A 984-nucleotide genomic window follows, 5' to 3' on the forward strand; every position below is an offset into this window, starting at 1 on the left:
TCGGCGCACTGGCTTGTACGATGCTGTCGCACGCCGGGCAGGCCAGGCGGGGCCGCACATGGCGGATGACCTTGAACTGACCGGGCAGGTAGTCGAGCACTTCACTGACGTCTTGGCCAATGGGGCGCAGCGCGTCCAGGCAGGCGCCGCAAGCGCAGCCCGCATCGGGCGTGTGCACCACGATCTCGCGTGGCAGATGGGCTGGCAAGTCGCGCAGGCCTTGGCGGCTTTTGCGTGAGCGCTTGCGGTTGTTGGCACCACCTTCAGGCTCGTCGTTGGCCGCTGGTGGCTCCACCGTTGTCGCGGGTGCCAACAGTTCCATCTGTGCGGCCACATCGAGTTGCTCGCTGCTGCGGCCAAAGTGCATGCGGCGCAGGTAGGCGATCTCGGTCTTGAGCTTGTCAATCAGCAGCTTGGCATGGGCCAGTTCCTGGCGGCTGTCGCGCAACTGGCGAGACAGCTCGCAGTGGTCATGCGGGTGCGGATCGTGTGGCATGACGATACTGTGCCCAAGGCTCAGCGATCACGCCACGGGGGATGCGATGTCAACCAGATTCAGGCAGCACGCTCTGGTCGCCAGGTGCGCTCGGGCATGCGCCAGTCGATGCCCTCCAACAGCATCGACAGCTGCGCCGGGCTCAGACTGACCTTGCCGCCATCGGCCTGCGGCCACACGAAGCGCCCCTTCTCCAGGCGCTTGCTCAGCAGGCAAAGGCCCTGTCCATCCCACCACAGCAGCTTGATGATGTCGCCGCGCCGGCCACGGAAGACGAAGACATGGCCGCCAAACGGATCCTGCAGCAAGACCTCTTGCGCCACAGCGGCCAGACCATCGAAACCCTTGCGCATGTCGGTGTGGCCAGCGGCCAGCCAGACGCGGGTGCCCGCTGGCAATCCGATCATGGCAGTGAGCGCAGCACTTGCAGGATGCTGCGCAGATCCTGCGCGGCAAAGCCAGGCGGCAGGCACAGGGTGGCGCCATGC

Annotated in this window: 2 protein-coding genes; both read right to left on the reverse strand. The window is 65.9% G+C overall.

All coding sequences use genetic code 11. The annotated features are described in order from the left end of the window. Positions 1-496, reverse strand: a 496-nt coding sequence (locus tag ABG80_RS07295; protein WP_200964280.1) for an IS66 family transposase zinc-finger binding domain-containing protein, incomplete at its 3' end; no start/stop codon positions are given. A 59-nt stretch (positions 497-555) separates the two neighbouring features. Further along, the coding region (gene tnpB / locus ABG80_RS07300) for an IS66 family insertion sequence element accessory protein TnpB (RefSeq protein WP_407638739.1) at positions 556-984 on the reverse strand (429 nt) is incomplete at its 5' end.

The organism is Aquabacterium parvum, assembly GCF_001447195.1.
Taxonomy (GTDB): Bacteria; Pseudomonadota; Gammaproteobacteria; order Burkholderiales; family Burkholderiaceae_C; genus Aquabacterium; species Aquabacterium parvum.